The 22,026-nt window shown below is 63.8% G+C and carries 22 protein-coding genes; 11 read left to right on the plus strand and 11 right to left on the minus strand.

Annotated features, from left to right (window positions below):
• Positions 1–110: 110 nt before the first annotated feature.
• Together FJW04_RS02750 and FJW04_RS02755 are read right to left on the minus strand one after the other, a co-directional pair.
• The gene (locus FJW04_RS02750) at positions 111–521 is read right to left on the minus strand and encodes a DoxX family protein (protein ID WP_140618262.1); all 411 of its coding nucleotides are present in this window, start codon (positions 519–521) and stop codon (positions 111–113) included.
• A 103-nt stretch (positions 522–624) separates the two neighbouring features.
• A complete protein-coding gene (locus FJW04_RS02755) occupies positions 625–1,530 on the minus strand; it encodes a bestrophin family ion channel (protein ID WP_140712213.1) in 906 nt (301 codons plus the stop codon).
• Positions 1,531–1,704: 174 nt separating this feature from the next.
• Between FJW04_RS02755 and FJW04_RS02760 the strand changes: the two genes are divergently transcribed.
• Positions 1,705–2,112 (plus strand): ACT domain-containing protein, encoded by a 408-nt coding sequence (locus FJW04_RS02760; protein WP_140712215.1) that lies wholly within the window; start codon positions 1,705–1,707, stop codon positions 2,110–2,112.
• A 214-nt stretch (positions 2,113–2,326) separates the two neighbouring features.
• Here the strand turns inward: FJW04_RS02760 and FJW04_RS02770 are convergent, their stop codons facing one another.
• Entirely contained in the window at positions 2,327–3,361 is a 1,035-nt protein-coding gene (locus tag FJW04_RS02770; RefSeq protein ID WP_015314966.1) for an aspartate-semialdehyde dehydrogenase, read from the minus strand.
• Between the two features lie 458 nt (positions 3,362–3,819).
• Here FJW04_RS02770 and FJW04_RS02780 point away from each other — a divergent pair, with 458 nt between their 5' ends.
• The 4 genes from FJW04_RS02780 (at position 3,820) to FJW04_RS02795 (ending at position 7,641) form a co-directional block, all read left to right on the plus strand.
• Positions 3,820–5,688, plus strand: a complete 1,869-nt coding sequence (locus tag FJW04_RS02780) for a DEAD/DEAH box helicase (RefSeq protein WP_140712217.1) — start codon at positions 3,820–3,822, stop codon at positions 5,686–5,688.
• Positions 5,689–5,903: 215 nt separating this feature from the next.
• Positions 5,904–6,635, plus strand: coding sequence for a DUF805 domain-containing protein (locus FJW04_RS02785; protein ID WP_140712219.1), 732 nt, complete (start codon positions 5,904–5,906; stop codon positions 6,633–6,635).
• Between the two features lie 135 nt (positions 6,636–6,770).
• On the plus strand, positions 6,771–7,199 hold the full coding sequence (locus FJW04_RS02790; RefSeq protein WP_015314969.1) for a polyketide cyclase: 429 nt from the start codon (positions 6,771–6,773) through the stop codon (positions 7,197–7,199).
• A complete protein-coding gene (locus tag FJW04_RS02795; protein ID WP_015314970.1) occupies positions 7,192–7,641 on the plus strand; it encodes a MarR family winged helix-turn-helix transcriptional regulator in 450 nt (149 codons plus the stop codon). The genes FJW04_RS02790 and FJW04_RS02795 overlap by 8 nt, the downstream gene beginning before the upstream one ends.
• Here FJW04_RS02795 and leuB read toward each other — a convergent pair whose 3' ends face one another.
• From leuB to FJW04_RS02810, 3 genes are all read right to left on the minus strand, one after another.
• Complete coding sequence (leuB, locus tag FJW04_RS02800; RefSeq protein ID WP_140660421.1) at positions 7,642–8,745, minus strand: 3-isopropylmalate dehydrogenase; 1,104 nt, start codon at positions 8,743–8,745, stop codon at positions 7,642–7,644.
• 184 nt (positions 8,746–8,929) lie between these two features.
• Positions 8,930–9,280: a VOC family protein gene (locus tag FJW04_RS02805; protein ID WP_015314972.1), complete on the minus strand. Its 351-nt coding sequence runs from the start codon at positions 9,278–9,280 to the stop codon at positions 8,930–8,932.
• Between the two features lie 13 nt (positions 9,281–9,293).
• Positions 9,294–9,677 (minus strand): RidA family protein, encoded by a 384-nt coding sequence (locus FJW04_RS02810; protein ID WP_140712221.1) that lies wholly within the window; start codon positions 9,675–9,677, stop codon positions 9,294–9,296.
• A 242-nt stretch (positions 9,678–9,919) separates the two neighbouring features.
• Here FJW04_RS02810 and FJW04_RS02815 point away from each other — a divergent pair, with 242 nt between their 5' ends.
• Entirely contained in the window at positions 9,920–13,279 is a 3,360-nt protein-coding gene (locus FJW04_RS02815; protein ID WP_246673692.1) for a tetratricopeptide repeat protein, read from the plus strand.
• Positions 13,280–13,894: 615 nt separating this feature from the next.
• Here the strand turns inward: FJW04_RS02815 and FJW04_RS02825 are convergent.
• Together FJW04_RS02825 and leuD are read right to left on the minus strand one after the other, a co-directional pair.
• Positions 13,895–14,830 carry a hypothetical protein gene (locus tag FJW04_RS02825; RefSeq protein WP_015314975.1) on the minus strand — a complete coding sequence of 312 codons (936 nt, stop codon included), beginning with the start codon at positions 14,828–14,830 and terminating at the stop codon, positions 13,895–13,897.
• A 50-nt stretch (positions 14,831–14,880) separates the two neighbouring features.
• Complete coding sequence (gene leuD, locus FJW04_RS02830; RefSeq protein WP_140712223.1) at positions 14,881–15,486, minus strand: 3-isopropylmalate dehydratase small subunit; 606 nt, start codon at positions 15,484–15,486, stop codon at positions 14,881–14,883.
• A gap of 154 nt (positions 15,487–15,640) precedes the next feature.
• Between leuD and FJW04_RS02835 the strand changes: the two genes are divergently transcribed.
• The 5 genes from FJW04_RS02835 to FJW04_RS02855 all read left to right on the plus strand — a co-directional run bounded on the left by FJW04_RS02835 (position 15,641) and on the right by FJW04_RS02855 (position 18,299).
• A complete protein-coding gene (locus tag FJW04_RS02835; RefSeq protein WP_140712225.1) occupies positions 15,641–16,111 on the plus strand; it encodes a GNAT family N-acetyltransferase in 471 nt (156 codons plus the stop codon).
• Positions 16,112–16,193: 82 nt separating this feature from the next.
• Positions 16,194–16,511 (plus strand): helix-turn-helix domain-containing protein, encoded by a 318-nt coding sequence (locus tag FJW04_RS02840; protein WP_140660426.1) that lies wholly within the window; start codon positions 16,194–16,196, stop codon positions 16,509–16,511.
• Positions 16,511–16,957, plus strand: coding sequence for an SRPBCC family protein (locus FJW04_RS02845; protein ID WP_140660427.1), 447 nt, complete (start codon positions 16,511–16,513; stop codon positions 16,955–16,957). The genes FJW04_RS02840 and FJW04_RS02845 overlap by 1 nt, the downstream gene beginning before the upstream one ends.
• Before the next feature lie 41 nt (positions 16,958–16,998).
• A complete protein-coding gene (locus tag FJW04_RS02850) occupies positions 16,999–17,490 on the plus strand; it encodes an SRPBCC domain-containing protein (RefSeq protein WP_140712227.1) in 492 nt (163 codons plus the stop codon).
• Between the two features lie 71 nt (positions 17,491–17,561).
• Entirely contained in the window at positions 17,562–18,299 is a 738-nt protein-coding gene (locus tag FJW04_RS02855; protein ID WP_140712229.1) for a DUF72 domain-containing protein, read from the plus strand.
• Positions 18,300–18,532: 233 nt separating this feature from the next.
• On the opposite strand, the gene FJW04_RS02860 is transcribed toward FJW04_RS02855, so the two are convergent.
• Genes FJW04_RS02860 through FJW04_RS02870 form a run of 3 tightly spaced genes read right to left on the minus strand, consistent with a single transcriptional unit; the run spans position 18,533 to position 22,026 of the window.
• Positions 18,533–19,699, minus strand: coding sequence for an FAD-binding oxidoreductase (locus tag FJW04_RS02860; protein WP_015314982.1), 1,167 nt, complete (start codon positions 19,697–19,699; stop codon positions 18,533–18,535).
• 27 nt (positions 19,700–19,726) lie between these two features.
• Complete coding sequence (locus tag FJW04_RS02865) at positions 19,727–21,343, minus strand: ATP-binding protein (RefSeq protein ID WP_140712231.1); 1,617 nt, start codon at positions 21,341–21,343, stop codon at positions 19,727–19,729.
• Positions 21,334–22,026: a response regulator transcription factor gene (locus FJW04_RS02870; RefSeq protein WP_140712233.1), complete on the minus strand. Its 693-nt coding sequence runs from the start codon at positions 22,024–22,026 to the stop codon at positions 21,334–21,336. Before FJW04_RS02870 ends, FJW04_RS02865 begins: the two co-directional genes overlap by 10 nt.

A 22,026-nucleotide genomic window follows, 5' to 3' on the forward strand; every position in this document is an offset into this window, starting at 1 on the left:
TCCCGAGGAGAACGAAGATCGCGACGCTGCTCGCCCAAACAGACCGCATCGGCGGTATTGCCACCCGATGGCGTGCAGGCGAAGTGGACGCTGTTCTTGGCTCGGAACAGCTATCGGCTGAACGGGATCAGCGCACGAACCCTGGGGTCGCGCAGATAGAGGCCGCCCCATAGGATGATGCCGAGATAGACGCCGAACAGCATGTGCGAGAACAGCGGATTGCCGATGCGCGCATTGGTGGCGATGGCGCCGCCCATATAGGCGGTGAGCAGGAGGGCGCCGAGCACGGAGGTGCGCGGCAGCGCGTAGAGCGCGGTCGAGACCAGGCCGATGACGCCCAGCATGCGCGCGACGTTGGGATCGGCTGGCCACCCAAGCGGCACCATCGTCTGGGTGACCACGTCGAGCGGCGGCAGCTTGATGGCGCCGTCGAAGATCATGAACAGGACGATGAGGCCGCTGAGCGCCCGGCCGGTCCACAGGGCGCCAGCCGAGACGGGCGCGGTTTGAGAAATGCTCATTGGGTGTCCTCCTGATGGTCAGCCCCTTTTTCGGTGGGGTCGACCCAAGGACGTTCCATGAGGCGTCGATCCGACAAATGTTCGGATTTTTGACGGTGCGGCGTTACGAAAGATAGAACTTTTCGGCCGACAGCATCTTTGGTGGCGTCTCGCCCAAGGCCTCGAACACCGAGATTTCGCAGACCCGGCACAGGCCGTCGAGCGCGAGGTCGTTGGCTTCGGTGCCAAACGGATCCTCAAGCTCTTCCGAAAGCGCGTCGAGGCCGAAGAAGGTGTAGGCGATCAGCGCCGTGAACAATGGCGTTGCCCAACCGGTGGTCGAGATCAGGCCAATCGGCAGCAGCAGGCACACGATGTAGGCCGTGCGGTGCACCAGCAGCGTGTAGGCGAAGGGCAAGGGCGTGCCGGCGATCCGCTCGCAGCCGGCCTGGATGGCGGTGATTGACGCCAGCCTCTCATCCAGAATGCGGAAACCGATCGTGTCGAGGTCGCCAGCCCGGCGCTGCGCATTGGCACGGCGGCCCATGCGCCTGACCATCTCGTCCGCCGGATTGGCGAAACTAGCGGCCGTCCCGGCTTCAGCCTCGATGAAGGCATGGACCTCCTTGACGCTGTCGATCTTGCGCAACTGGCCGCGCAGAAAATGACAGAAGGCCAGCGCTTCCATCAGCAGGGCGCGCTGCTCGGCCCGATCGGGAATGAGGCTTGTCGTGGCGCGGGCCAGATTGCGGATTTCGAAGACCAGCGCGCCCCACAGTTTGCGCGCCTCCCACCAGCGATCATAGGCGGCGTTGTTGCGAAACGACAGATAGATCGACAAGGTCACGCCCACCAGTCCGAAAGGCGTGATGTTGAAGACGCCGAGATCGAGCTGGAACCGGCGCGCCACGACGAGGATGACCACCGAATAGATCGCGAAGCCGAAAATCTGCGGCAGGATGCGTGGCACCACCGAACCACGCATGATGAAGAACAGCTGCAGGAAGGTGGGGCGCGGACGAACGATCATTCGGGAGCCTTTCACGGGCGAGCGTCGGCCCTCAGCTCCTGTATTGTGCGATGCGGCGGCCATGCAAGCCCGGCCGCCAGCGACATTGCCATGTCGTCCGTGTGTCGACTACCGGTGTGTGCTGTTTGCGGATATTGAGAAGCTGCTGCCTTGCCGATGCAGGCGAGGAAAAAAATGACGGGCGAGACCGATCTGAGCACTCTGTTGGCGTCGATGATGCCGGAACTGCGCGATGGCATCTATGTCTTCGCCACGCTGGCGCCTGGCGTTCCACAGCCCGAAGGCCTCGAACCGGTCATGGCGTTTCGGGAGCGCGAAGGCACGACGCTGATCGTGACGGAGGAAGCCGCCCGGAGCACTGAGCTGACCGCCTCGTTCCGCTGCCGGATGATCACGCTGAACGTCCACTCATCGCTGGAAGCCGTCGGCTTCCTTGCCGCCATCACCGCGCGCCTAGCCGCCGCCGGCATGGGCGTCAATCCGGTCTCGGGTTTTTACCACGACCATCTGTTCGTGCCGGCTGGGCGGGCGGAGGAGGCGATGGCGATGCTGCGCGAACTGAGTGTGGATAGTGCGAGTTGAAATCGGCGCAAAGCGGCTAATCTCATGAGTCGCAGCGCCAAAATGGACAGGCCAGCGCCGCCCCTCATCCCCCTGCCGGGACCTTCTCCCCGTATAGTGACGGGGAGAAGAGGGCTAACGGCCGGAGGCCGGGCCCGCGACAGCGGGCCGCCGGTCGTCCGGCGCCCTCGCGGAGGGCCAGCCGCGGCAGCGGCGGTGCGGCCCGTGAGCGGGATTATGCCGCCTTCTTCTTCGGCTGGATAAGGCCGCGCTCGACCAGGAGCTCGGCGATCTGCACGGCGTTCAGCGCCGCGCCCTTGCGCAGATTGTCGGAGACGATCCACATCGACAGGCCGTTGTCGATGGTCGAATCCTCGCGAATGCGCGAGATGAAGGTGGCGTCCTCGCCGGCCGATTCCAGCGGCGTGATGTAGCCGCCATCCTCGCGCTTGTCCAAGACCTGGCAGCCCGGGGCGTCCCGGAGAATCTCCCGCGCCTCATCGGCGGTGATCGGCTTCTCGAACTCGATGTTGACCGCTTCCGAATGGCCGATGAACACCGGCACGCGCACGCAGGTCGCCGTCAGCTTGATCTTGGGATCGAGCATCTTCTTGGTCTCGGCGACCATCTTCCATTCTTCCTTGGTAAAACCGTCATCGAGGAAGACGTCGATATGCGGGATGACGTTGAAGGCGATGCGCTTGGTGAACTTCTTGACGTCGACGCTGTCGGCGACGAACACCGCACGCGTCTGCGTGAACAGCTCGTCCATGCCTTCCTTGCCGGCGCCGGACACCGACTGGTAGGTGGCGACGACGACGCGCTTGATGGTGGCGAAATCATGCAGCGGCTTCAGCGCCACGACGAGCTGCGCCGTCGAGCAATTCGGGTTGGCGATGATGTTCTTGCGTGTGAACAGCGAGATCGCGTCCGGGTTAACCTCGGGCACGATCAGCGGCACGTCCTGGTCGTAACGGAAGGCCGACGAATTATCGATGACGACGCAGCCCTGCTTGCCGATCTTCGGCGACCATTCCTTGGAGACATTGCCGCCGGCCGACATGATGCAGATGTCAGTGTCGGAAAAATCATACTGGTCGAGCGGCCTGACCTTCAGCGTGCGGTCGCCGAACGACACTTCCGTGCCCATGCTGCGCCGCGAGGCGAGCGCCACGACTTCGCTCACTGGAAAGCCGCGCTCTTCCAGGATGTTGAGCATTTCCCGGCCCACATTGCCCGTGGCGCCGACTATCGCAACCTTGAAACTCATAAAAATCTCCTGTCCCTCTCCGCTTGGTTTTTGGAGAAAACCCGCCGGCCAAGTGCGGGTTCCGTCCCCCGGGCCGGACCCGGGAGAGGGTGGTTAGGCCAAGGGAATCACACCGTTTTGGTGGTGGTTTTGGTGGTTTTCTTGGCCAAGAATGGGGTTTTGCCGGAACGAGGCGACGCAGAGACGCGCCCGGCCCAATGGTTCGCATTGAGGCTGGGGGCATCGAATGCAAGAAGAGCCATCAAAAGGCCGCGCATCGAAAAACGATCCCGTTCGAAGCGGGCTTTTACGCGGTTTGCGGCAGGAGTCAATTGGCGGTACGCCGCATAGCCTTCACGGCACCCTGTACAAGAAGGGCGGCAGGAAGTACGAACGGCCAAGATTGTTTGGCTGGCGTCGCCAGCCCCCCGGCATGTGCTCCATGATGAGCGCAGAACCCTGAATTCCGAAAGAACGAGATGTCCAACTTCGATGGTATTGTTCCCGCGCTGGCACAAGCGCTGGAAAAACGCGGTTATTCCGACCTGACACCGGTGCAGAAGGCGGTGCTGGAGCTCGGCCAGGCCGACGCGCTGGTGTCGGCGCAGACCGGCTCGGGCAAGACCGTCGCCTTCGGCCTTGCCATGGCGCCGACGCTGCTCGACGGCGCGGAACGTTTCGGCCCGGCAGCGGCGCCGCTGGCATTGGCGGTGGCGCCGACACGCGAACTGGCGCTGCAGGTGACGCGCGAGCTCGAATGGCTCTATGAGCCAACCGGCGCCACGGTGGCGTCCTGCGTCGGCGGCATGGATATGCGCACCGAACGGCGCGCGCTGGAGCGCGGCGCCCATATCGTCGTCGGCACGCCCGGCCGGCTGCGCGACCACATCACGCGGCATTCGCTCGACATGTCGACGCTGAAGGCCGTGGTTCTCGACGAGGCCGACGAGATGCTCGACCTCGGCTTTCGCGAGGACCTCGAATTCATCCTCGATGCCGCACCGGCCGAGCGCCGGACGCTGATGTTCTCGGCCACCGTGCCGCGCTCCATCGCCACGCTCGCACAGGGCTATCAGCGCGATGCCGTGCGCATCTCGGCCGCCGGCGAGGAAAAGCAGCATCTCGACATCGAGTATCGGGCGCTGAATGTAGCCCAGGCCGACCGCGAGAACGCCATCATCAACGTGCTGCGCTTCTATGAGGCCAAGAACGCGCTGGTGTTCTGCAACACGCGCGCCGCCGTCAACCATCTGACCGCACGCTTCAACAACCGCAATTTTTCCGTCGTGGCGCTCTCGGGTGAACTCAGCCAGAACGAACGCAGCCACGCGCTGCAGGCGATGCGCGACGGCCGCGCGAAAGTCTGCATCGCCACCGACGTCGCGGCGCGCGGCATCGACCTGCCCAATCTCGAGCTGGTGATCCACGCCGACCTGCCGACCAATCCCGAAACGCTGCTGCACCGAAGCGGCCGCACGGGACGTGCCGGGCGCAAGGGCGTCAGCGCGCTGATCGTGCCTAACAGCGCCCGCAGGCGCACCGAGCGGCTGCTGCAAAGCGCCAAGCTGACGGCGACCTGGGCGAGCCCGCCCTCGGCCGACGACGTGATGCGGCGCGACGACGAGCGCATTCTTGCCGACCCGGCTTTCGACGAACCGGTCAAGGATGACGAGCGTGCATTCATCGACGCGCTTCTTAGCCGGCACGGCGCCGAACAGGTGGCGGCCGCCTTCGTGCGCCAGTGCCGCGCCAGCCGCTCGGCGCCCGAGGATCTCATGGACGTCGCGCCTTTCACACCATCGCGTGAAAGAGCGGCGGGCGAAAAATTCAGCCCTCGCGACGAGGCACCGAGCCGTCGCGACGATTTCGGCGCCAGCGTCTGGTTCTCGCTGTCGGTGGGGCGCCGGCAGAATGCCGAGCCGCGCTGGCTGATCCCGATGCTGTGCCGTGCCGGCAGCATTTCCAAGCGCGAGATCGGCGCCATCAAGATGCAGCCGGAAGAGACGTTCGTGCAGATCGCCGCCGACTGGGCGGAGCGCTTTCTCGCCGCGATCGGTCCCGACCGCAAATTGCAGGGCAACATCGTGGTCAAGCGGCTGGACGGCACGCCGGACCTGTCGCGGGCCGGCTATCAGCCGCCGAGCCCGGACAAGAAGCCGCATCGCGGCAAGGCGCCGTTCGACCCGAACGCGCCGAAGCGCAAATTCGAGAAGCGCGCACCGGCTTCAGTCGACCAGCGTCCGGCCACCACGCATGAGGCAAAGCCGTGGGCGAAGAAGCCGGGCAAGCCGAAATTCGACAACGCCGGTCCGCCAAAAAACAAGAAGGCGAAGAAGCGGCCTTCGTAAGAATCCAGACTGGCCGCGCTCTGCTTCAGGCCGGCCCGGATGATCGCCGCCCAGCTTGCCGACGCCAGTGTCGGCCGGTGCTGTCTGGCGATGTGCCCGGCCAGGGACGCGCGGCAGGCATCGGAACGCTTGGCTGTCATAGCTATGGGCGGCTTGCCCATGGGCTTGGGCCTGTGCCACATCTTGGCAGGGAACGGGCTACAAGGGGCGGGCGGATGCGCGGTGAAGTGCTTCACTATGACGAGGACCAGGGCTTCGGCTTCATCACCGGAGCCGACGGCAGCAGCTACACTTTCACCCGCGAGAACCTGCGCCGGCAAACCGCCATGCCCAACGGGACGGCGGTCGAGTTCCAGCCGGGCGGCGGCCAGGCGCGCGACGTCTTTTCGATCGCTGGCCAAACCACCGCAGGTCCGGCCGTGAACTCGACGGTTGGCGCAGGCATAGATGCGGCACCGGCCCAAGCCGGCACCGCATCCACAGCCCGCGCACCGCAGGCGCAGCATTTCGGCCGATCCAGCGAGAGCGCAACCGCCGAACCCAGTGATCTCTGGGGCTATTTCTGGCGTGGACTGACGCAGAACTACTTCAACTTCGCCGGCCGCGCCCGCCGCAAGGAATATTGGGGCTATTGCCTGTTTTGGGTGGTCTGCCTGCTGATCGTCGGCGGCATCGGCATCTTCACCGATATCGAAATGGGCAATTTCGACACAGATGTCTCGGCGGCGGTGACGGTCGGCCTCTGCGGCACCTTCCTCTTGGCGACGCTCCTGCCCGGCCTCGGCATGACCGTGCGCCGGCTGCACGATATCGGCCTGTCGGGCTGGCTCTATCTGGTGATCCTGATCCCCAGCATCGGCAGCCTGATCATCCTGGTCTTCGCGCTGATCCCGACCCAGGCGCGTGAAAACCAGTGGGGACCGGTGCCTGCTGGAGTCAGGGTTTAGCGGTCAGTTCCCGAGAAAAGTCACTCCAAAAACGACGGTTCAGCCGATCTTCGTCACAGACGAAGATTCCGCTTGCTATTTAATCCGTGCACAGATAGTCTGTGTGCAGATTAAATAGGTGAATGGAGCAAGACGATGTGGACCAATGAATACACCGCGACTTCCCCCCTTCCTGCGCAAGCCATCTGGAACGCGCTCAAGGCCTTGCATGAAGGCCGCCTGACTTATGAAGGCTCCGATACCTTCGTGCTGCATGGGCCATTCGCCAAGGGCACCCGCGTCTCGGTGACGCCGGTCGGTCAGGACACGTTCGAATCGACCATCGTCGATCTCGTCGAAAACGTGACCTATGCCGATGAAACTTCGTTCGGCGACACCAAGCTGCTGTTCCGGCACACTCTGGTGCCTGTCGAAGGCGGCACGCAGGTGACGCACCGGCTCGATATCTCAGGTCCTTCGGCCGCCGAGGTCGGCCCGGAACTCGGGCCCCAGATCAGTGGCGATTTCGACGTGTCGATGGCCAAGTTGTTCGAGCAGGCGGAGGCGTTGGCGAACCATGGCTGAACTCGACACGCGCTTCAAGGGCGGGCCGTCGGAGAGCCCCGGCTTGCTGCTCTGGCGAACCACCATGCGCTGGCAGCGCGTCATGACGGCGGCGCTGGCGCCGCTCGACCTGACGCATGTCCAGTTCGTGCTGCTCGCCTCGGCGATGTGGCTTGGCCGCAATGGCGAACCGCCCAACCAGGTGCAGCTCGCCGCCCAGGCCGGCACGGAGGTGAAGATGACCTCTGACGTCGTCGCCCGGCTGGAGGCCAAGGGTTTGATCGCACGCGAAGCCGATTCCCGGGACTCCCGGGCCAAGGTGATCCGCGTCACCGCCGCCGGGGCGGCGGCCGCCCAGCAAGCGATCGTCGCCGTCGAGGCCGCCGACTCAGCGTTTTTCGAGCCGGTGGACGAGGCGCGGCTCGTCGGTCTGCTGCGGCAGCTTGCCGGCGAGATCCGCTGATTATCCCAGGAACTTGGCGATGATCGCGTCGCCCATTTCGACCGTGCCGACCTCGGTCATGCCGGGTGAGAAAATATCCTTGGTGCGCAGGCCCTGGTCGAGCACGGCGGCGATAGCGCCTTCAAGCTTGTCGGCTTCGTCGACCATGCCAAAGGAATAGCGCAGGCACATGGCGAAGGAGGCGATCATGGCGATCGGGTTGGCGATGCCCTTGCCGGCAATGTCGGGTGCCGAACCGTGCACCGGCTCGTACAGCGCCTTGCGCTTCTTGGTCTTGGCGTCAGGCGCGCCGAGCGAGGCCGACGGCAGCATGCCGATCGAGCCGGTCAGCATGGCGGCGATGTCGGACAGCATGTCGCCGAACAGATTGTCGGTGACGATGACGTCGAACTGCTTTGGCCAGCGCACCAGCTGCATGCCGCCGGCATCGGCCAGCATGTGGTCGAGCTTGACGTCGGAATAGCGTGCCTTGTGGGTCTGGGTGACGACCTCGTTCCACAGCACGCCCGACTTCATGACGTTGCGCTTTTCCATCGAGGTGACATGGTTCTTACGGGTCCGCGCGAGCTCGAAAGCGACGCCCGAAATGCGCTCGATCTCGAACGTGTCGTAGACCTGGGTATCGATGCCGCGCTTCTGGCCGTTGCCGAGATCGATGATCTGCTTGGGCTCGCCGAAATAGACGCCGCCGGTCAGCTCACGCACGATGAGGATGTCGAGGCCTTCGACGACTTCCTGCTTCAGCGAGGACGACGCGGCCAGCGCTGGATAGCAGATGGCGGGCCTGAGATTGGCGAACAGCTCCATGTCCTTGCGCAGGCGCAGCAGGCCGGCTTCGGGGCGCACCTCGTAAGGCACGGCATCCCATTTCGGGCCGCCGACGGCGCCGAACAGCACCGCGTCCGCAGCCATCGCCTTTTCCATGTCGGCGTCGGAAATCGCCGCGCCGTGCGCATCGTGAGCGCAGCCGCCGACCAGGCCCTCGTCGGTGACGAAGCCACTGCCGAGCTTTGCGTTCATGGCCGAGATCAGCTTCTTGACCTCGGCCATCGCCTCGGGGCCGATGCCGTCGCCGGGGAGCAGGAAAAGATGCTTCGTTGCCATGGTGAGCCGTCCTAGAAAGAATGCGTTTCGGTTTGCACGGCGTCCTTCGCGCGCCAAAGAGGCGCGCGGCGCTGTGCGACGCGGCCTTGCTAAACGCCAAGCGGTTGCAGCGCAAGGGGAGGACGAAGGACCTGTCGCCGCTGTCCCGCCGGCATGTCCAAGTTAGTGGCCGCGGAAGATGCGGTCACCGGTGCGAGAGAATGTTGACCAGCCGGCCCAGCGGATCGCGCACATAGAAGCGCCGCACGCCCCAGGGTTCATCGGCGGGTCCGTATTCGACGGCGAAGCCGGCGCCCTTCATGGCTTCGAATGCCGCATCGACATCGTCCACCTCGATCGACAGATCCGGCACCGGCGTACCGGACCCGCCTTGCGTCATGAAGCTGACCTGCAGCTCCATCATGTCCTCGGAACCGTAGGTTACGATCCAGCCCTGATCCATCAGGATGTCGAGGCCAAGCACGTCATGGTAGAAACGGTTCGCCGCGGCCACGTCCGGCGTTTCGATATTGGCCACGATACGCCGGACCTTCATGGCGGAAGTCTCCTCACACGGTACGCCGCAGCGCCGTCACCTCGATCTCGATCTTCATTTCCGGCTTGTTGAGCTGGCAGACGATCATCGTCGCCGCCGGCCTGATGTCGCCGAATGTCTCGCCAAGGATCGGGAAGACGACATCCACGAAGGCCTGGTCGGTGATGTAGTAGTGCGCGCGCACCACGTCGGATATCTCGAAGCCGCCGTCCTGCAACGCCTTGCCGATCGTCGCCAGGCAATTGCGCGTCTGCGCCTCGACACTGTCCGGCATCGTCATGGTGGCGTAGTCGTAGCCGGTCGTCCCGGACACGAAGCACCAGTCGCCCTGCACCACGGCGCGTGAATAGCCGGCGGTCTTTTCGAATGGCGAGCCGGTTGAGATGAGCTTGCGCATGGGGGAGCCTCGCATTGTTGCAGCTACTTTGGAGCGAAAACCCGATCCTGCCATGGGCCAATGCAGATGGATCGGCGGTGCAGAAACTGTGGCCTCGACGGGCCAGCTTGTGCCCGGACGCCACAAAGGGAAATCGGCAAAGTCAACCGCCGCCACAATTTCTGCTTGCATTCAGGAACAAAAAGAGAACTATATATGTATCCGCGAGAGCAGATGCGGTCACTCCGGGGGGAGGAATCATTATGTCAAGCCGCACCGTCGCGCTCGCTCGCGCCTTCGTGGTACGGTTTTCGCGCGTGCCGGTGGTAGTCTTGACAGCGATGGCGGCCCAGGCCGGGCTTGGCTCTACGGCGCTTGGCGCGGGCATGGATTACGCCACCTGTTTCAGCGACGGCAAGGTTGGCACCGACCAGCAGATCGCCGCCTGCACGCCCATCGCCGAGGACAGCAGCGAGATACCCGATCTGCGCGTGAATGCCTATTTCTGGCGTGGCCTTGCCTATACGCAAAAGAATGATATCGACCATGTCATCGCTGACATGAATGAGGTGATAGCGCTCGATCCGACTTACGTGCGCGCTTTTACCAACCGCGCCATTGCCTGGGAGAGCAAGGGGGACTTCGACCGAGCCGTGGCGGACTATACGGGCGCGATCGCGCTCACGCCGAACGACGCCAACCTCTACGCCTATCGCGCCAGGGCACTCGGCAAAGGAGGCGAGCATGATCGCGCTATTGCCGAGTGCGACAAGGCGATCGACATCGACCCCGCCAACGAGATCGCCTATGGCGTGCGCGGTGTCCAATGGGAAGACAAGGGCGACGCGGCGCGGTCCCAAGCCGACTATGACAAAGCGGAGAGCGTCCGTACCGACCCGGTCGCGCCTTATCAAGACCGCGTCCGCTCGTGGATCGCGAAGGGCGAGCGCAAGCGCGCTGAAGCCGACTGCAAGTACATAGCTGGCGTCGACGTGAGCAAAGGACGCGCTTGCAGCCACCTGATCGTGAAAGCTCTCGGCGACCCGCGCGACGGCGGCCCCGGCTCAAACCCCGCTTCTGCTCAAAATGCGATTGGAGTGGGGTGGCAGGAAAAGGGCGACCATACCCGCGCCATCGCTGCATTCGACGAGGCTATCCGGCTCAATCCAACAAGTTCCGCTTTCTACTTCAATCGCGCCAAGAGCTGGGGCTTAAAGAAGAATTATACCCGCGCGCTCACCGATCTGAATGAAGCCGTCCGCCGCAACCCGGCCAACGCCGAGGCTTATCGCGTGCGCGGGATGACTATGGCTCGAATCGGCAATTCAAAGGAGGCTTTTGCCGACCTCGACAAAGCGATTTCCATCAGTGCCGACGATCCAAAACCGTATTTTGAGAGGGCGCTTGTCTGGGAGACGAGCGATCCCAACAAGGCACTCGCCGATCTGGATAAGGCAATCGCGCTCGATCCGGCCAACGTGGGCTACCGCAACGAAAGGCTTCGCGTCCAGCTCGACAAGCGCAGGGCGAAGGGGCAACCCGTACTGCAGGCACCAGACACGGAGGACAATCAGGGTCCCGAGACCGCCGACACCTCCAACCCAGCCGCGATGCAAGCGGCGAAGCCTGCCGAGCCTCCAACGTATGAGCCGTTTCAGCCATACCCCAAGAAGGTGGATCATTCCGAGATCGTGGCCTCGACGCTCAAGCGGGGCCTGGAGCAACAGGCGCGTGGAAATCTCAATGACGCGATAGACTCGTTCAACTTTGCAATCGAACGCGACCCCTACAATGCCGACGCCTTCTACAACCGCTCGATCGCCGAGGCATCGCGAGGGAACGACGCCGTCGCCGCCAAGGACTGCCGGCGCGCCGTTGATCTCGACCCAAGGCGAACGGGTTCCTGCAACGACCATGCGTCGGCCGAACCAGCCGAGTCGGCTGCGGGAGGGACCAGGAACCCGGCAGCTGCGAAAGTCCTGATCGAGCGCGCCAAGGCGCGTCTCGCGGAATATAGCGCCGACAGCGCGCTCATCGATCTTGCCACTGCGATCCGCCTCGATCCCGACAATGCTGAAGCCTATCTGGCGCGAGGGCGAGCGAGGGCGACGAACGGGGACAAGGCCGGAGCATCGGCGGATTGCCGTCACGCGGTCGAACTCGATCCGAAATGGGCAGGAGCTTGCGACGAGCAGGTTGCAAGCGGCGAAAGCATGCAGTTGACTCCACCGAGGGTGGAACAGCCGAAACCCTCCGTCGCGGCCGGGGTTGAAATCCTGGCCCGGCAACTCAGCCAGGGTAAAGCAAAGCCAACCGAAAAGCTGCCCGCGTCAAAGATAACGGAGCTGGCTCAGGCGGCTCGCCCGGGCGTCCTGAGCGCAGTGCAGAACGGCGACACTTTCTCGGGTGCCGGAAAATACGAGCAAGCCATCGGGCAATATGAGAAGGCGATCGCCCTCGACCCCAATAGCCCGTTCGCCTATTTCGGTCGCGGCAAGGCCTGGGCCGCAAAACGCAACTACAGTCGAGCGATCGCCGACTATGATCGGGTGATCGATCTCCTCCCAAACCTAGAGTCGGCGTGGATTTTCCGGGGCATCGCCAAGACCATGTCGGGCGATGGCGACGGAGCCTTGGCGGATTGTAGCCAGGCCGCCAAGATTGACCCGGAAGCGAGCGACGCATTTGTCTGTTCCGCGTCGGCTTGGAGCGCCAGGGGCGACGCCGAGCGGGCGATCGCGGCCTACTCAGTGGCGATTAAGATCGACCCGAAAAATGCAGCCAGTTACTTCGGGCGCGGCATGGCACGAGTCGACATGAATGACTATGAGGGCGCCATTGCCGATTTCGATCAGGCGATAAAATTCGATCCTTACAATGTCAGCTATGTGACCGAGCGCATTACGGCTCTGGCCGCGAAGGCAAAAGACGCTGCTGCATCGGGTGCCGTTGGGCCTGAGCCGAAGAATCTAAAGGCTTTGACCGATCGTGGCTACACTATTCCACCTGCAGCCAGAGTGGCTTTCGAGCAGGGAGGGGTGCTGGATAACGAAAATGACTATGACGGCGCCATCGCGCAGTATGGCAAGGCAATCCTCCTGTTCCCTGCATTCCGGGACGCATATGTGGCCCGCGCCTTCCTTTGGGAGATAAAGGGCGATTATGCTCAGGCCATTGCCGATTTCAGCCTTGCGATCGCGATCAACCCCGACATTGGCGAGACCTATGGCGATCGCGGCCGCAACCTCAAATATCAAGGGGATTATGACGGAGCGGTGGCGGATTACGACAAAGCCGTCCGTCTTGATCCAACGAACGCCAGGAGCTATGCCGGTCGAGGCATGTTCCGAATGGCCCGGCGAGAAGACGCAGCAGCACTTGCCGATTTCGAGACTGTGCTCAGCCTCGATCGCAATAACGTTTTCGGTTACTTCGGCCGAGGAGCGATCGGCGTTCGCCAATCGAACTATGATGGCGCCATTGCCGATCTGAACCAAGCAATAAGGATGAAGCCGAATTTCGCTGCCGCTTATCAAGCGCGAAGCCAAGCATGGGAAGCCAAGGGAAACCACAAACGCGCCGAGGCCGACCGCAAGAAAGCGCTCAGCCTCGAAGCGAAATAAGCTTGTCCGTCGGAGTTGCATGGAGGTCGTCCGACTGGTCCGATGGCGGGCTCACAACGGTGAGCCGGTGATGAATCAGGCTCGCAGTTGCGCCAGGACGCCTGCGATATCACCCATGCCCAATGCCGATGATGCGACCGTCTTCCACCCGAAAAAATGTCGCAGGAGGTGAAGTGCAGCGTCCGGCCGGTCGGTGCGACACCGAAATAGACACCTTGTGTGCCGCTGTAGACGAAGCTCGCGGCCACATGGTCCTTGTCGGCGACCACGACTTCCGTGACGACTTTGAGATCCGGCATTGCCGTCAGCCGCGCCTTGAAGAAAGCGACCATCGCCTGTTTCGGACTGACATTGGCCGGCGGCGGTGCCGCGGCGCTCTGTTGATGATTCACATAGGTGTCGGCGAACAGTTCGGAGAAGGCGTCGATATCGCCCGCGCTCAATGTCGCCGCGAACCGTCCCGCCAGTGGTTGAGCCGAGCAGCCGCCCGGGCGAGGGTCGGTGTCAGCAAGCCGCCACCGAGAAGCAGCCCGGCTGCTGTCACTTGTCGCTGATTCTGCATCGTAGCCTCCGTCGGGAAATGGCGACGGAAGACCGTCGCGCTTGGCGACAGCGCTAGTTCGCCGACCCCAGCGCCTTGTCCAGCGCTTCCTTCACATCGGCCGGCCATGTCGCCAGCGCCGGCCAGGCGTTCGGTTGGCCATTGTCGCCGCGGCGGGCGAAATAGAGCTGGTGCTTGGCCGGGTCGACGGCCATGAAACCGTCATTGCCGCCGCAATCATGCGGCACGCAGCCGCTGGCGAAGAAGGCGCCGGACGCGGTCTTTTCCGTGCCGCCGCCGACCAGCAGGCTGGTCGCCATATCGGGCATGTCCTTGCCGAGCAGCTTTTCGGCTTCCTTGTAGACAGCCTCATTGTGGAAGGCGTCGATGATGTTCTGGTACTTTTCCGGATCGATGTCTTTCCAGTCGGTGCCGGGTTCGGGCATGTAGGTGAGATTGCCCGAAATCGTCAGCCCATCCGTCGGCGACCACTGCAGGGCCGGCTTCTGGTCCCCCGGCAGGAGATAGGGCACGAAATAGATGGCGTTGTCGGACACTCCCGCGGGCGGCGCTCCGCACTCGTCCTGCTCGACCTTGGTGCTCTGGATGGCGCCGCCTTCCGGCTTCCAGACGATCACCGTCGCCGGGCCGCATTGATTGCCGCCATCGCCAACATCGAACAGGGCCACCTTGATGCCGCCAACCTCCACAATCTTGTCGAAGAAGAGATCGTAATTGCTGGCCAGCTGCTTACCGTCATAAGCAAGCACCTTCTCGCCGTCCTGCTCCGGCTGCGTGATGGTGAGGTGGCCGCCTTCGAACGGCACCGGCGCCTGTTTGTCGTCATCGGCGGCGTCGGCGGCGTTGGCTCCCGCATCCTGATCGGTGGCCGGCTTTTCCACCGCCGGCGCCTGTTGCGCGGCGGGCGTCTGGGTCTGCGCGAGCCCGCTCGCGGCGGGCGCCAGCAACAAGGCCAGCCCGCAAACGCCGGCAAGAAGCTGATGTCTCATGACTGTCCCTCCCTCGACCCGGCCCGGAAAGGGCCGGTCCTGGCGGCCGCTCAGGCCCAGGGGCGCAGTTCGGCGTTCTTCTTCTCGAACGAGGCGATGGCGCCTGCCTTTTCCATGGTCAGGCCGATATCGTCGAGCCCATTGAGCAGGCAGTGCCGCTTGAAGTCGTCGAGGTCGAAGGTGACCACGCCGCCGTCCGGGCCACGGATTTCCTTGGCTTCGAGATCGACCGACAGGGTGGCGTTGGAGCCGCGCGATGCGTCGTCCATCAGCTTCTCCAGGTCCTCGGGGCTGACGGTGATCGGCAGCACGCCGTTCTTGAAGCAGTTGTTGTAGAAGATGTCGGCGAACGAGGTCGAGATGACGCAGCGTATGCCGAAATCGAGCAGCGCCCATGGCGCGTGTTCCCTGCTCGAGCCGCAGCCGAAATTGTCGCCGGCAACCAGAATCTGCGCCTTGCGGTAAGCGGGCTTGTTGAGCACGAAATCCGGATTTTCGGAGCCGTCGTCCTTGTAGCGCATCTCGGCGAACAGGCCGGTGCCAAGCCCGGTGCGCTTGATCGTCTTGAGATAATCCTTCGGGATGATCATGTCGGTGTCGACATTGACGATCGACATGGGAGCGGCGACGCCGGTGAGCTTGGTGAATTTTTCCATGGCTTTGGCCCGTGTTTTCGTTGCGGGGGGATTTGCTGAGCCCCGGTTTACACAAAGCCGCGGGCAAATAAAAGGCAACTGTTCGTGCGCGCCGCCACAAGGGCGCTGCGCAAAACAGCTTCGAATTCACCGCCCGATGGTGCAGTCTGGTCCAATGGTGGAAAACTCCCACGTTCTCTATGCGCATGAACCGGCGCTCGGCATTCCCGAATTCCGCCGCGTGCTGGTGGAATCCGGTCTCGGCGAAGCCCGGCCCGTCGACGACGAGGCAAGACTGAAGGCGATGCTGGAGGGCGCCAACCTGATCGTGACCGACCGTCTCGACATGGCCCACCTCGACAGGGCCGGTCTCGACATGGCCGGTCTCGACATGGGAGGCAGGCCGCTGATTGGCGTTGCCCGCTGCCTGACCGACTTTTCCTGGGTCTGCTACATCAGCGATCTTGCCGTTTCGGCCAAGGCGCAAGGCCTGGGCATCGGCAAGGGACTGATGGACGAGGTGGCCCGGCAGCTCGGACCGTCGGTCGCCATCAGCCTGATTTCCATGCCCGACGCTGTCGGATTCTATGAACGCATCGGCATGAAGCGCATGCCCGACGCCTTCTGGATCTCCCGCCAGCGCTGACTTTTCCTCTGTGATCCATCCATCGTCAACGGTGAGCGACCTTGTCGCTTGACATGCAACCAAATGGTTGCATATTAAAGCCATGAGCATGGATGCCGTCTTTCGCGCCCTGGCCGACCCGACACGCCGGCAATTGCTGGACAGCCTGCATGCCAGGAACGGACAGACGCTCAATGCGCTGTGCGCGGAGATGGCCATGACCCGCCAGGCGGTGACCAAGCACCTGGCGATCCTGGAAGAGGCGAACCTCGTCACCACCATCCGCCGGGGCCGAGGGAAGGAGCACTACCTCAACCCGGTTCCGATCAATGAGATCGCCGAACGCTGGATCGGCAAATTCGAGCGCCACCGGCTTGATGCATTGAGTGATCTGAAGAAACGCCTCGAAAGGGAAGACTGATGAGCAACAGCTTCGTTTACGTGACCTATATCCGCACCACGCCGGAGAAACTCTGGGAGGCGTTGACCGACCCGGAGTTCAACCGGCAGTTTTTCCTCTGCTCCTATCAGGAGAGCGATTGGAAAGTGGGCTCCAGCTGGAAGCTGATCTTCCCGGACGGCCGTGTCGCCGACAGTGGCGAGATTCTCGAGATCGACCCGCCACGACGCCTGGTCATCAAATGGCGCAATGAATGGATGCCCGAGATCAGGCAAGACGGCTACACGCGCTGCACCTTCACCATCGAGCCCGACGGCGAGCTGATGAAACTTGCCGTCACCCATGAGGCGGACGGCCCGCACAGGCTGATCGGCAATGTCGCCAAAGGCTGGCCGCTGGTGCTGGCCAGCCTGAAGAGCCTGCTCGAGACCGGCAAGGGATTCGAGCGTCCGCCATCGAAAGCTTGAACTCGTTTCGCTAGCGGAACAAATTTCACGTGGAGGCATCGATGATGCACGCTCTCAGGGTGCGGAGCATGACCAATGGCGAGACGATCATGGCATCGGCCGAGATCGGCGCGCCTCCCGAACGCGTCTTCAAGGCGCTGGTCGGCAAGGAAGCCGAGCAATGGTGGGGGTCAGCCGATACCTACCGGATGGTCGACTGGTCGGCCGACCTTCGCGTCGGCGGCCGCTGGACTGTTGTCGTGCGCACGGCCGGCGGTAGGGACCTGCCGGCCGGCGGCGAATTCCTCGAAATCGAAACACCGCGCCGGATCGTGCAGACGTGGGCCCATGGCTGGGACCATCCCACGCTTGGCCGGCGGCAAACCAGGGTCGCCTGGCTGCTGGAGCCTATCGCCGACGGCACGCGCGTCACCATCTGCCATGGCGGCTTTGGCGGGCGGCAAGAGGCGGCGGCTGAACATGCCGAGGACTGGGCCCGGGTGCTGGCCTGGCTGCAGGCGCATGTCGAGGCTGGAAGGCTGGCTGCGGCCTGATCGGCGTGCGGAGCGACGTCACGCCCCTCCGCACGCCTTGACCCACGCCTGTTCTGGTCCACATCCCATGCATGGGAAAACAGGCATGTTTCATAGGCACGGCTGGCTGGGGCATTCCGACACGATACAAGAATAATTTCCCGCAACCCGGATCGCATCTCGAACGCTACGCCCGGCACTTTCCGATCGTCGAGATCGACACGTCCTTCTACAAGCCGCACCGTCGCGAGACTTACGAACGCTGGGCACACGCCGTGCCGCAGCACTTCCGCTTCGCCGTCAAGATGCCGAAGGCGATCACCCATGAGCGCCGTCTCGTGGACTGCAACGAAATTTTGCAAAGCTTTCTCCAGGAGGTCGAAGGTCTCGGCGCAAAGCTCAGCGTGCTTCTGGTGCAGCTGCCGCCGAGCCTGCCCTTCGAGCCCGATGTCGCGAGCGCTTTCTTCGACATGGTGGGCACCCGAACCGAAACTAGGCTGGTCTGCGAGCCGCGCCATCCCAGCTGGTTCGAAGCAGAGGCTGAAGCGCTTCTGGCCGATCGCCGGATCGCGCGCGTTGCCGCCGATCCCGCTCCGGTGCCACCTGCGGCGATGCCGGGCGGCTGGCCCGGCATCGCCTATTTCCGCTGGCACGGCGCGCCGCGCGTCTACTACTCCGACTACGATGCTGAAAGCCTCGACCGATTCAGCCGGCAAGTCGAGGCGGCGGCCGCTTCGGGTGCCGAGGTCTGGGGAATCTTCGACAACACGGCCGGAGGCAATGCGCTGGGCAACGCGCTCAAGGTTGACGCCCAGACTTCGTCATTCTAGGGCGAAGCAAGGAGCGCAGCGACGTCGCGCAGACCCTAGAATCCATGCCGCGACGTCGACTTGTCGCGACAATACGCGCCAATCGGCACCCCCTTCGTTCTGCGCCGTTAGAACACTACGACAACGGTAACGGCATGGATTCCAGGGTCTCCGCGACGTCGCTTCGCTCCTGCTCCGCCCTGGAATGACGAAGAAACTGAGCGCCTGGCAAACCCGCGAGGCAGCCCCTGACCTCAAATCACATTCAATTCCCGGAAGGCCCGCCCTTCGGCGACGCGCGCGTAGCCAAATGCCGAGCAGTCGATCGTCCGGTAGCCGCCATGCACGATCAGTTCGGCCAGCGCCTTGCCGACCGCCGGCGCCTGTTGCAGGCCATGGCCGGAGAAACCGTTGGCGAACAGGAAATTCGTCACTTGCGGGTGCGGGCCGATCACGGCGTTCTGGTCCAGCGTGTTGTAGTCGTAGTGCCCGGCCCAGGCGCGCGTCGCCTTGATCGCCTCGAAGGCCGGGATGCGGGTTGCCAGCACCGGCCAGATCACCTCTTCGAACAGCGGCCAGTCGACGTCGAAGTCCCCGGGGTCGGCCGGGCCGTCGCCCTCTTCCGGCTCGGCGCCGCCGGTGAGGTAGACCGAGCCTTCCGGCCTGACATAGATGCCGGAGGGATCGACCAGTAATGGCATGTCAGTGAATTTGTCCCGCGCGTCGAACACGAAGACGTTGCGCTTGCGCGGCTCGACCGGCAGCGAAAGCTGGGCAAGGGCGGCGACCTTGCCAGCATTCGGCCCGGCGGCATTGATGACGGTGCCGGCCTCGAGCCGATCGCCATTGTCGAGGCTGACGCCGGTGACGCGGTCACCCTGCCGCTCGACGCCGGTGACCGACGCGCTGATGAAGTCGATCTTCTTCTGCCGCAGCGCCTTGCGAAACAGCATCAGCATCGCATGCGCGTCGAACCAGCCCTCGCCGGTCCGGCCATAGGCGCCGGCGGTGATGCCTTCGGCCGACAGCCAGGGGAAGCGGCGCGTCAGCTGGTCGGCGTCCTCGAGCAGGATGTCGGCGCCCTCGGCGACCTGCGCTTCGTGGTTGGCTTTCAGGATCGGCAGCCCGGCCTCGCCGGCAAGGATGAGGTAGCCGCCCTCGCGAAAACCGATATCGGCGTCGGTGCCGAATTCTTCCTTCAGCCGCCGAAACAGTTTCAGCGTGAACTGCGACAGGCGGATGTTTTGCGGAATGGAGAATTGCTGGCGGATCGAGGCCATGGACAGCGTCGTCGCCGCATGGGCGAATTGCGGGTCGCGCTCGATCAGCGCGATCGAGCCGGAAAACCCTTCCTCGCGCAGATAGTAGGCGATCGAGGACCCGACGATGGCCCCGCCGATGATGACGATGTCGTAGCGCACTTTTTTCTCCGATCCGCCGTTCGCAATCTACGCGACCGGCAAAGTGATCTCGAAGCGCGTGCCGCGCTCGGAGTCAACCAGCCGGATCGTACCATCATGCGCTTTCAGGAGGGCCAGCACGATGCCAAGCCCCATGCCGGTGCCGCCCGTATCGCGTCGCGTGGTGAAGAACGGCTCGAAGATGCGCGCTTGGTTGCTTGGCGAGATGCCGGCGCCGTCGTCGCCGACCAGCACGGTCGCCTTGCCGCCGGCGCTTGCGGCGGTGATCGAAACCAGCGTCGCGCCGTGCCTGGCGGAATTGTCGATGAGATTGGCAAGCACGATCGCCGCGTTCTCGGCCGAGATGCGCAAGGCCAGGTCGCCACCGGCCTTGACTTCAACCGCCAGCCTGGTGTCGACGGGAAGCAGGGCCAGCGCCGCGCCGACCGAGGTGCTCTCGCCGCTGGGTGCGAGGTTTTCGGCCCGCGCCAGGTCGAGCAGCCGCCGGACCAAAAGGTTGAGCCGCCATGCATCGGTGACGATATTGTCGGAGAAGCGCCGCCGCTCGTCATCGTCCATCGCGCTGCCTGAATCGCGCAGCAGTTCGGCCGCGCCCTGGATCGCCGTCAGCGGCGATTTGAGTTCATGCGAGACATGGGTGGCGAAGGTCTGGATGGCGTCCGAGCGCGCCTGCAGTTTTTCGGCCATGTCGAGAAAGGCGGCGGAAAGCTCCGCCATTTCTCGCGTGCCATGGTGGTCGAGAGGCCGGATCGCGTCGCGCTCGCCGGCGGCGATGCGCTGGGTGCGGTCGATGAGCGCGTAGATCGGCCGGCTGACGGTGCGCAGGAAGACGAGGCCGATGAGCAGCGTGCCGCCGAGAATGGCGATCGCCGCCGCCGTCACCTTGCCGCGTTCGCCATAGAGATGTTTTATGATGTTGTTGGGCGTCCGCGAGACATAGACCACGCCGGCGACCTTGCCGTCGACGGCCACCGGCAAAGCGACGAAGACGCGCACCTTGGTGCCGCGGCTGACCGAATAGAGCGGCGGCGCCGGCTGGTTGGGGATGCGCAGCCTGAGCGCGCTGGCATAGCGTCCGGCAAGTGCTGCGCGCACCTCCTCGACCCCGGCAAGCGACTGCCCGGTCTCGTCGCGCCCGGCAATCACCACACCCTGGGGATCGAGCAGCCGGAAGCCGGCCAGTGTGGTCTTCTGCGTCGCGTCGAGAATGCCCGCCAGCCGCGCGCCGATCGTGGCGAAAGCGGGATCGACCGTGGTGGGGATCCCCGCCGGCCGGGTCGCAAGCACGTAGTCCGAGGCGAGATCGAGCCGCGGCTCGATCGGCCGATAGGGCGAATCGAGATTGGCGCCTCGGCTCGCATAGCCATTGGCTGGCGGCATCGCCACGCCAAGCTTTTCCGGTGAAATGCCGGCGTCGCGGACCTCCTGCGCATAGATGGCGGCGATGGCCGCGCCCTGTGCGATCAGTTCCGCCTCGGTCTGGCGGATCAGCTGATTCTCGTAGAGGCGGAAGAAGAACAGGCCGACCAGCGGCAGGGACATCACCAGGATCAGGATGGCGACGACGACCGTGGCGAGGCGCGGCCGCCATTTGCGGCCGATCCATTTGCTGCCAATCGACTTGCTTGATGTCGTCAGCCGCATCGGCCGAGCCGAAAGCCGACGCCGTGCACGGTCTCGATGACCTCCGGGCACCCCACGGCCGCCAGCTTGGCCCGGATATTACGGATATGGCTGTCGACGGTGCGGTCGGCGACATGGATCTTGCCGGCATAGGCATTGGCCATCACCGCCTCGCGGTCGAGCACATGGGTGGGCCGCGCCAGAAACCCTTTCAGGATCGAGAACTCGATCGCCGTCAGGACGAGCGGCTTGCCGTCGAAGGCGGCCGCGTGGCTGGCCGGCGCCAGGGTGAGCTTTCCCTGCGCGAACTGCCTGTCGTCGGCCGGTTCCGGCGCCGCCGGACGGGCGCGGCGCAGGATGACGTTGACACGGGCGACGAGTTCGCGCGGGCTGAACGGTTTGGTGACATAGTCGTCGCCACCCATTTCGAGCCCGAGGATGCGGTCGATCTCCTCGTCGCGCGCGGACAGGAACAACACCGGCACGTCTGATGTGTGACGCAGCCGCCGGCAGACCTCCAGCCCGTCCATCTCCGGCATGCCGATGTCGAGCACGACAAGGTCGGGTGTGCTTCGTTCGATTGCCTGCAGGGCGGCGGCGCCATCGGAGACGGCAGCCGTTTTCATGCCGGCCTTTTCCAGCGCGAAGCAGATCACTTCGCGGATATGCGGGTCGTCGTCGGCGACGAGGATGTGATGCGGCAT

The sequence above is a fragment of the Mesorhizobium sp. B2-7-3 genome, from assembly GCF_006440715.1.
Classification (GTDB): Bacteria; Pseudomonadota; Alphaproteobacteria; order Rhizobiales; family Rhizobiaceae; genus Mesorhizobium; species Mesorhizobium australicum.